General features: G+C 71.0%; 10 protein-coding genes. 6 read left to right on the top strand and 4 right to left on the bottom strand.

Going from position 1 to position 8,170, the window contains the following annotated elements:
* The 4 genes from AC27VN_RS25210 to AC27VN_RS25195 all read left to right on the top strand — a co-directional run.
* The coding region (locus tag AC27VN_RS25210) for an aminotransferase-like domain-containing protein (RefSeq protein WP_490878290.1) at positions 1-662 on the top strand (662 nt) is incomplete at its 5' end.
* Positions 663-775: 113 nt separating this feature from the next.
* On the top strand, positions 776-1,525 hold the full coding sequence (locus tag AC27VN_RS25205; RefSeq protein ID WP_490878289.1) for an extensin-like domain-containing protein: 750 nt from the start codon (positions 776-778) through the stop codon (positions 1,523-1,525).
* 22 nt (positions 1,526-1,547) lie between these two features.
* The gene (locus tag AC27VN_RS25200; protein ID WP_490878288.1) at positions 1,548-2,675 is read left to right on the top strand and encodes a hypothetical protein; all 1,128 of its coding nucleotides are present in this window, start codon (positions 1,548-1,550) and stop codon (positions 2,673-2,675) included.
* Complete coding sequence (locus AC27VN_RS25195) at positions 2,672-3,181, top strand: endonuclease V (protein ID WP_490878287.1); 510 nt, start codon at positions 2,672-2,674, stop codon at positions 3,179-3,181. The genes AC27VN_RS25200 and AC27VN_RS25195 overlap by 4 nt, the downstream gene beginning before the upstream one ends.
* A 17-nt stretch (positions 3,182-3,198) precedes the next feature.
* On the opposite strand, the gene AC27VN_RS25190 is transcribed toward AC27VN_RS25195, so the two are convergent.
* On the bottom strand, positions 3,199-3,831 hold the full coding sequence (locus AC27VN_RS25190; RefSeq protein ID WP_490878286.1) for an ankyrin repeat domain-containing protein: 633 nt from the start codon (positions 3,829-3,831) through the stop codon (positions 3,199-3,201).
* A gap of 133 nt (positions 3,832-3,964) precedes the next feature.
* Here AC27VN_RS25190 and AC27VN_RS25185 point away from each other — a divergent pair, with 133 nt between their 5' ends.
* Together AC27VN_RS25185 and AC27VN_RS25180 are read left to right on the top strand one after the other, a co-directional pair.
* The gene (locus AC27VN_RS25185) at positions 3,965-5,626 is read left to right on the top strand and encodes an AAA family ATPase (RefSeq protein ID WP_490878285.1); all 1,662 of its coding nucleotides are present in this window, start codon (positions 3,965-3,967) and stop codon (positions 5,624-5,626) included.
* Positions 5,623-6,339, top strand: coding sequence for an alpha/beta hydrolase (locus AC27VN_RS25180; RefSeq protein WP_490878284.1), 717 nt, complete (start codon positions 5,623-5,625; stop codon positions 6,337-6,339). Before AC27VN_RS25185 ends, AC27VN_RS25180 begins: the two co-directional genes overlap by 4 nt.
* Before the next feature lie 27 nt (positions 6,340-6,366).
* Here the strand turns inward: AC27VN_RS25180 and AC27VN_RS25175 are convergent, their stop codons facing one another.
* From AC27VN_RS25175 to AC27VN_RS25165, 3 genes are all read right to left on the bottom strand, one after another.
* Positions 6,367-6,618, bottom strand: coding sequence for a type II toxin-antitoxin system RelE/ParE family toxin (locus tag AC27VN_RS25175; protein WP_256222710.1), 252 nt, complete (start codon positions 6,616-6,618; stop codon positions 6,367-6,369).
* A gap of 41 nt (positions 6,619-6,659) precedes the next feature.
* Complete coding sequence (locus AC27VN_RS25170; RefSeq protein WP_218159399.1) at positions 6,660-6,944, bottom strand: ribbon-helix-helix domain-containing protein; 285 nt, start codon at positions 6,942-6,944, stop codon at positions 6,660-6,662.
* 107 nt (positions 6,945-7,051) lie between these two features.
* On the bottom strand, positions 7,052-8,095 hold the full coding sequence (locus AC27VN_RS25165; RefSeq protein ID WP_490878283.1) for an RNA methyltransferase: 1,044 nt from the start codon (positions 8,093-8,095) through the stop codon (positions 7,052-7,054).
* Positions 8,096-8,170 lie beyond the last annotated feature (75 nt).

Below are 8,170 nucleotides of genomic sequence, written 5' to 3'. Positions count from 1 at the left end.
ACCAGTACCCGCTGGGCTCGGTGATGAGCCTGGCGCGCCGGCGCGAGCTGCTCGACTTCGCGCGCCAGTCGGGCAGCTGGATCGTGGAGGACGACTACGACAGCGAGTTCCGCTTCGCGGGCCGGCCCATTCCCTCGATGCAGGGGCTCGAGGACGACAGCCCGGTGATCTACATCGGCACCTTCAGCAAGACCCTGTTCCCGGGCCTGCGCGTGGGCTACATGGTGCTGCCGCGCGCGCTGGCCGCGCACTTCCGCACCGCCCATGCCGACCTCTACCGCGAGGGCCACGCCATCACGCAGGTGGCACTGGCCGAGCTGATCGGACAAGGCCACTACGCTGCCCACATCCGCCGCATGCGCGTGCTCTATGCGCGCCGGCGCGCGCTGCTGGCCGGGCTGATCGGCGAGCACCTGGGCCCCGACCACCTGCATCCGCAGGCCAGCAATGCCGGCCTGCACCTGGTGCTGCGGCTGCCCGAGGACCGCAACGACGTGGCGATCATGGAAGCGGCGCAGGCGCGCGGCGTGCTCTCGCGGCCGCTGTCGCGCTACTACCGGCGCGGCGACGGGCGACGCGGCCTGCTGCTGGGCTATGCCTGCGTGGAGGAGGCGAACATCGAGCCGGCGTTCCGCGTGCTGCTCGATTGCATTCGGCCTTGAGCGACGCCCGGCCGGTTCGCATCGGCCTACACGCGCTGGCCGATCAACCCGACAGCGCCGCGTGGGCGGTCCGGTCCCAATAAGACTTCCGCCATTCAACGCCTTCGTCACCCGTGCCCCTGCCGCCCGCGCAAGACCGACCCGCCCGCCCCGGACGCCGACTGGCCCTCGCGCTGGTCGTCGCCATCGCCGCCGGCGTGGTGGCCGTCTTCACGGGCGCCATCGAGGTGCCCGAGCGGCACGATCCCTGGGCGCCGCTCGACGTGACGGCAGCGCCCAACTGGCTCACTTCGTACAAGCTGGCCCGCGCACGCGGCGACCCGGTGCGCTGCCAGGCCGCGCTGGCCGACACCGGCATGCAGTACGAGCGCGTGCCCGACCGCGTCACCGGCCCGGGCTGCGGCTTCGAGAACGCGGTGCGCCTGCGTTCGGCCGGCGTGCGGCTGGGCAGCGCGCCCACGCTGAGCTGCCCGATGGCGCTGTCCTTCTTCATGTGGGAGCGCCATGCGCTGCAGCCCGCGGCCCTGCGGCACTTCGGCCAGCCGGTCGCCGCGATCGACCACCTCGGCAGCTATGCCTGCCGCAACGTGAACCGCGGCGAAGGCGCGATGCCCGGCGCGCCACGCAGCCGGCATGCCACGGCCGATGCCTTCGACGTGGCCGGCTTCGTGCTCGCCGACGGACGCCGCGTCAACGTGCGCAAGGACTGGCACACCGACGCTTCGAACCCTTCGGCCGCGCTGCTGAACGATGCCCACCTGGGTGCCTGCCGGTTCTTTCGCGGCGTGCTCGGGCCCGAGTACAACGCGGCGCACCGCGATCACTTCCATCTGGAGACGGGCGGGTTTCCGATGTGCCGCTGAGCCCGTCTGCTAGAAAGCCACCATGAGCGCTTCCCTCGCTGCCTCTCTCGTCGATCTCGTGCTGGGCCTGGAACTCGGCGCGCGCGGCGATGCCGATCCGAACCGCTTCGCGCTCGAGGGCGTGCGCTGGACCGCGGGGCAGGACGGCACGCGCGAACTGCGGATCGCGCGGCTCGAAGCGACGGCCCTGCGGCTCGCCACGGGCGCGCTGGTGCTGGAGATCGAGCACATCGCCGTGCACGAACTGGTCGCGCGCGTGCATGCCGAGAACGGGTCGCTGCGCGTCGGCGCCATCGAGGCCCGCGACGCGGAATTCGCCGGCCTGAAGTTGCACGGCCCGCTGGTGCTGCCACGGCAGTTCCACCAACTGTGGGAAGCCACCCATCCCGCCGACGGCACGACGCTGCCGCCGCCGGCCGATGCCTGGCAGCTCGGCCCGCTCGGCGAGATCGACGGCACCCTGCGCGGCCGCATCACCGACGCGCACCTGCTGTTCGATGCCGACGTGACCGTGCCGATCCGCCACGGGCTGGTCGACTTCAACGACGCCACCGTCGAGCACGTGGGCCCCGACTCGCGCATGGGCGTGAGCCCGCTCGGCTTCTACGTCGATGCGCCGAACGGCCGCAGCTACCTCTACCAGTTCGCCTCGGCGCCGCTCGCGGGCGTGGAATTCGAGCGCCGCAAGAGCCTGATCGGCCCGTGGATCTCCGAGCGCGGCAAGCTGCGGCTGCGGCCCTTCGCCGAATCGATGCTGCGCCAGGGGCTCGGCACGCAGGCCCAGGGGCTGACCGCGCAGGCGCGCACGCTGCTCGGGCGCACGGCATTGTCGGGCGAACTGCGGCTCGGGGACGGACTGCTCGCGCTGCCGGGCCTGCAGGTGTCGATGGACGGGCACGAGCAAGGCCTCAACACGATCGTGCTGCGCTCGGAATCGGTGGGGCGCGGGCTGGGCGCGGAGATCGCCACGCTGTCCGCGCGAGATATCGCGGCGAACTGGAGCGGCGCGCAACTCGCCGGCGAGGCCGTGACGGCCAAGCTCGGCGTGCAGGTCGTCGTCGAGGGCGACACCCTGCGCTTCGTGCTCGCGGTCGCGAACGGCCGCATCACCTCACCCCGCATCGGCTTCGCGGCCGGCGAGCCCGCGTGATCCTCGCCGTCGATGTCGCCTACGCCGAGTCGGGCGGCGCCATGGCCGCCGGGCTGCTGCTCGCGGACTGGCATGACACCGCGCCCGTGCGCGAGATCCTGGTGCCGGTGCCGCAGGTCGAGGACTATGTGCCCGGCGCGTTCTACCGCCGCGAGCTGCCCTGCATCGAGGCCGTGCTCGCGCAGGTCGCCGAGCCGCTCGCCTGCATCGTCATCGACGGCTACGTGACGCTGGGCACGCCGTCGCGCGACGGCCTCGGCGCGGTGCTCTGGGAGAAGCTCGGCCGCACGACCCCGGTGATCGGCGTCGCGAAGACGAGGTTCGCGGGGGCGCCGCCCGAGACCGAACTGCTGCGCGGCGAGAGCGCGCGCCCGCTCTTCGTGACGGCCGCGGGCATGCCGCTCGAGCAGGCCAGGGCGCACATCCGCGCGATGGCCGGTACGTACAGGCTGCCCGAGATGCTCAGGCGGGTCGATGGCCTGTCGCGCCAGCGCGCGCAGGTCTAGCCGACGCTTGCGTGGATCTACGCGGGACGCAATCGCTTCGATTGCTCGAGCCGCGCGATGAGCTCCTTCGGCAGACGCCGCGCCCGCGCGATGTCGACCGCATCGCGCCCCTGCTCGTCGGCCACGGACGCATCGGCACCGGCCGCGATCAACAGCGCCAGCGTCTCGAGCCGCTGCAGCCGGGCTGCATAGAAGAGCGGCGTTTCGCCGTGCGCGCGCAGGTTCAGCGCGGGCCTGTTCGCGAGCAGCACGCGGCACATCGCCGCGTCGTCGCGCCATACCGCGGCCCACAGCGACCAGCTCGTGTTCGCGCCGCGCTTGGCGAGGAACTTCACCAGCGGCAGGTTCTCGCCGCGCGCCACCGCGTACCAGATCGGCGTGGCGCGGAAGTCGCCCTCGTCCTCGTCCATGGGCACTTCGGCCTCGAGATCGGCACCCGCATCGAGCAGCGCGGTCACGGTCTCGATCCCATGGGGTTCCGCGAGCTGCGCGCCCGCGGCCTTCACCGTGCAGGCCAGATGGATCGCCGCGCGGCCGCGCGGATCGGTGGCGCCGACCAGCGCCGGCGACTGGGCCAACTGGGCCTGGACCGAGGCCGCGTCCCAGGCCTTCGCGGCGGCGAACAGCGAGGTCTTCGAGGGCGAGGGCATGGGCGCTTTCCTTCCTTTCTGCGTCGGGCCATGGCTGCGCGATGGCCGCCGCCATCTTCCCACGGGCTTGACCCAGGTCAATCGCCGGGCGCCCGCGCCGGGCTAGCATGGACAGGCGACACGAGGAGACGCCGTGGAACTCGAGATACCGGAGATGCTGGCTGCCGTCCTGCGCAGCCAGGTCGGCGCGCAGTCGCCGCTGGGCCTCCAGCTGGGTGGCCAGGGGGCCTGCAGCGGCATACGCGTCGTGTCGAGCCGCCACTTCGACGGCCGCTCGCTCAACCTGCTCTACCAGCTGAGCCTCGGCAAGGGCGCGCGCGACCTGGTGTTCCAGCTGCTCGCGCTCGACAACCTCAACGGCGAATCGCAGCTGCAGCCGATCGCGAACCTCGAGGCGATGGTGCCGGCACTGACCGAATGGCTGGCGCGCGACGCGATCGACGGCTGGCTCTACCAGCGCGGCAAGGACGGCGTGCTGCTGCCCTGGCTGGTCCACACGGTGCGGCTGGTGAAGCCCACCGAGGGCAATGCCTACGTGCTCGTGGGCCTGCTCGCCAACACGCTGCAGGCCGCCGGCCGCGAGCCGCCCTCCGAGCCCCGGCTGCGCTTCGCGGGCATGACCTGGGGCCTGAGCTTCTACGAGGAGCAGTTGCCGCAGCGCACGCTGGCCGACCTGTTCGCCGACCACGGCTTTCACAAGGAATGCGCGGAGTTCAAGCGCGAGTACGAGATGCAGCTCGAGCGCTTCGGCAAGCTGCAACCGCAGCACGGCGCGCAGTTCACCGTCGGCGGCAGCGTCTGGACCGCGGGCGAGGGCCCGCGCGCGGCGCTCGAGTGCCATCGACTGCCCGAAGGCGCCGCTGTGCGCTGCGTGAACGACGAGGAGCTGCTGCGCCGCCGCTTCGACCTGGCCGCCGATCCGCACCACTGGCGCGAGAGCGGCATCGCCCAGGGCTTCGACCGCATTCCCCAGCACTGCTACCTGCACCTGTTCCACCTCGACTGGCACCGCAACATCTGGGTCCATGCGCAGCATGTGCAGGAGTACCGGTACCAGCCCGGCCTGCGCGAGCGGCTGGTGCTGCCGCAGGCGCACCGCGACCTGATCGACATCCTCACGGCCGACCGCAACTTCCTGGTCGAGGACGTGGTGCCCGGCAAGTCGGGCGGCACCACCATCCTGTGCAAGGGCGCGCCCGGCCTGGGCAAGACGCTGACCGCCGAGGTCTATGCGGAGGTGGTCGGCAAGCCGCTGTACCGCGTGCATTCGGGCCAGCTCGGCGTGACGGCGAGCTCGGTGGAGACCAGCCTCACGCGCATCCTGCAGCGCGCCGCGCGCTGGGGCTGCGTGCTGCTGCTCGACGAGGCCGACGTCTACATCCGGCGCCGCGACAACGACCTGCAGCACAACGCCATCGTGGCCGAGTTCCTGCGCACGCTCGAGTACTTCAGCGGCCTGCTGTTCATGACCACCAACCGCGTCGGCGACATCGACGAGGCCATCCTCTCGCGCTGCATCGCGGTGATCGACTACCAGCCGCCCGGGCCCGAGGATGCGCGACGCCTGTGGGCCACGCTGTCGGCCCAGCTCGGCGTGGAGCTGCCCGTCGCCGTGATCGACCGGCTGGTGGTCGACTACGCGGGCGCCAGCGGCCGCGACATCAAGGAGCTGCTCAAGCTCACGAGCAAGTACTGCCGGCGCAAGGAACTGCCGCTGTCGACGCAGTCCTTCGCGCAGTGCGCGGTGTTCCGCGGCATCGCGCCCGCCGCTTCGACCGGAGGAGGCCACGCATGATCGACCCCACCCTGTTCGGCGGCGCGCTCACGGGCCGCATGGCCTTCCGGCCCGGTGCCGCGCCCCTCTACGAACCGCTGCCGCCCGGGCGCCACGACCTGGGCTTCGACGAAGGCCGCGACGCGGTGCTGGTCGTGCCCGAGGGCCTGCCCACCGATGCGCCGCTGCCCCTGCTCGTGATGTTCCATGGTGCGGGCGGCGAGGCCAACCGCGTGCTGCCGCACTTCGTCGCCCATGCGCGCTCGCGCGGCTTCCTGCTGCTGGCGCCGCAGTCGATGTACGCCACCTGGGACATCGTGGTCGGCGGCCATGGCCCCGACCTCGAGCGGCTCGACAACGCGCTGGCCACCGTGTCGCGGCATTTCCGTCTCGACCCCGCGCGGCTCGCGCTCGCGGGTTTCTCCGACGGCGGCAGCTACGCGCTGTCGCTGGGCCTCACCAACGGCGACGTGGCGAGCCACGTCATCGGCTTGTCGGCCGGCTTCATGAACAGCTTCGCGCAGGCCGGCACGCCGCGCTTCTTTCTCGCGCACGGCCGCTCGGACAGCCAGTTGCCGATCGAGACCAGCGCCCATCCGCATGCCAGGCGGCTGCTCGAGAGCGGGCACGACCTCACGCTGCAGCCCTTCGATGGGGACCATGTGATCGTGCCCTGGGTGGTGGGGCGGGCGGTGGCGTTCTTTCTGGGGGACGAGGCGGCGAAGCCGGCCTGAACGCGGGGGCTTGAAGGGTTCGGCCTGTCAGGCGTCGAACCCGCCTTGATCGGCGATCGCGCCCAGATCACGCGCACCGTGCAGGACGCGAACGATCGTCACCACCCCTTCGTCCGGTCGATAGTAGATCGCATAGGCGCCATGAAAGACGACGCGCAGCTCAGGTGCGAGTTGTCGACGCTCGGGGTGCGCCATCGGGAATGCCAGCAGCCCCTGGCAGGTGGAGTGCAACTTTCCCAGGAAACGGGTGGCAACGGCCTCCGAGGCTCCCTCGGCGATGTATGACCAGATTTCCGCCAGATCCTGCTCGGCACTCTCGGTCAGCTGGAGCGTGCGGCCAATAGCTGTCTCCCGCGTTCGATGATGCGATCGGCATCGAAGTCCTTGACGCGGCCTGCAGCCACATCCGCCAGGCCTCGATCGATATCGGCCTTGAGGACGGACAACTCGGCGAGCATCAACTGGCGCCGCGTCTTCCATTCACGCAGGGCTTCGCGCACCACTTCGCTGGTCGAGGCGTACTCGCCCTCGTCCACCGCCTGCTTGATGGTCGCAGCCATCTCTACAGGCATGGTCACGGTCAGTCGTTCCAGGGTACTGGGCAAGGGTCACGCTCCTTCAGGTCTGCGTGGATCATACTTTGTCATACTCTCTCGAGTACGTCCAACACAGAAGACCCCGATGGCGGCTGCCCGTGCGAGGTCCCGGATCGTCATGCAGGACCAGGAGCTTGAGCGGTTCGCTGGAACATCACCTGCGTGCCGACAGCCCGCGCCCGCAACTGCCCACAGCCTCCATCCACGTCCTGCCCTGCCGAATTGCGCAGCTTGGTCAGGATGCCGCGCTCGTGCAGGGTGCGCGCGATCTGCTGGCAGCGCGCCCAGGCCGGGCGCTGGAAGTCCACGCCGTCGACCGCGTTGAACGGGATCATGTTGAGCACGCCGTACTTGCCCGACAGCAGCCGCACCAGCCCGTCGATCTCTTCCTCGCTGTCGTTGATGCCCTCGAGCAGCGTCCACTGGTACTGGATCGGATAGCCGGTGGTGCGCGCATAGCGCTCGCCGGCCGCGACCAGTTCCTCGGGCGTGAGCCGCGGCGCGCGCGGCAGCAGCTTGCGGCGCAGTTCGTCGCGCGTGGTGTGCAGCGACAGCGCGAGCGCGGGCCGCACGCGTTCCTGCAGCAGCCGCTCGAACACGCGCGGATCGCCGACGGTGGAGAACACCAGGTTCTTGTGGCCGATGTTGCCGACCGTGCCGAGCAACTCGATCGCCTCCATCACGTTGTCGAGGTTGTGGGCCGGCTCGCCCATGCCCATGAACACCACCTTGCGCACCGGCCGGCGCAGGCGCGCGAGCGCCACCTGGGCAATGATCTCGGCGCTGCCGACCTGGCGCAGCAGGCCTTCGCGCCCGGTCATGCAGAACTGGCAGCCGACCGCGCAGCCCACCTGCGAGGACACGCACAGGCCGTCGCGCGGCAGCAGCACGCTCTCGACGGTCTGGCCGTCGGCCAGGGCCACCAGCAGCCGCTCCGAACCATCGGCGCCCGGATGCACCGCATGCACGCGCGCGAGGCCCGCGAGCTCGGCCTCGATCGCCGGCAGCTCGGCCATCAACCCGGCCGGAAAGAAGCTGTGCGGCAGCCGCCGGCCGCTGTCGCGCGGCAGCGCATGGGACCACAGCCGCAGCACGCGCTGCTCATGGCTGGGGCCCGCGCCTGCTTCGCGCAGTCGGCGTCGGATGTCGTGGATTCGCATGGGGCTGGAACGGAAAGGCGGGCTCGCGCGGCGGCGCGGATCGGGGGCCCAGATTGTGCACCCGGGCCACGCCCG

Source organism: Variovorax sp. 20P10.2.4 (assembly GCF_058244205.1).
Note: the sequence above shows the minus strand (reverse complement) of the source record. Positions and strands in the feature narration are given on the sequence as shown.

What these genes read in the sequence shown, in the direction of transcription:
- AC27VN_RS25200 (WP_490878288.1), top strand. Translation starts at nt 1,548, where the DNA reads ATGAGCGCTTCCCTCGCTGCCTCTCTCGTCGATCTCGTGCTGGGCCTG.
- AC27VN_RS25190 (WP_490878286.1), bottom strand. Translation starts at nt 3,831, where the DNA reads ATGCCCTCGCCCTCGAAGACCTCGCTGTTCGCCGCCGCGAAGGCCTGG.
- AC27VN_RS25180 (WP_490878284.1), top strand. Translation starts at nt 5,623, where the DNA reads ATGATCGACCCCACCCTGTTCGGCGGCGCGCTCACGGGCCGCATGGCC.
- AC27VN_RS25165 (WP_490878283.1), bottom strand. Translation starts at nt 8,095, where the DNA reads ATGCGAATCCACGACATCCGACGCCGACTGCGCGAAGCAGGCGCGGGC.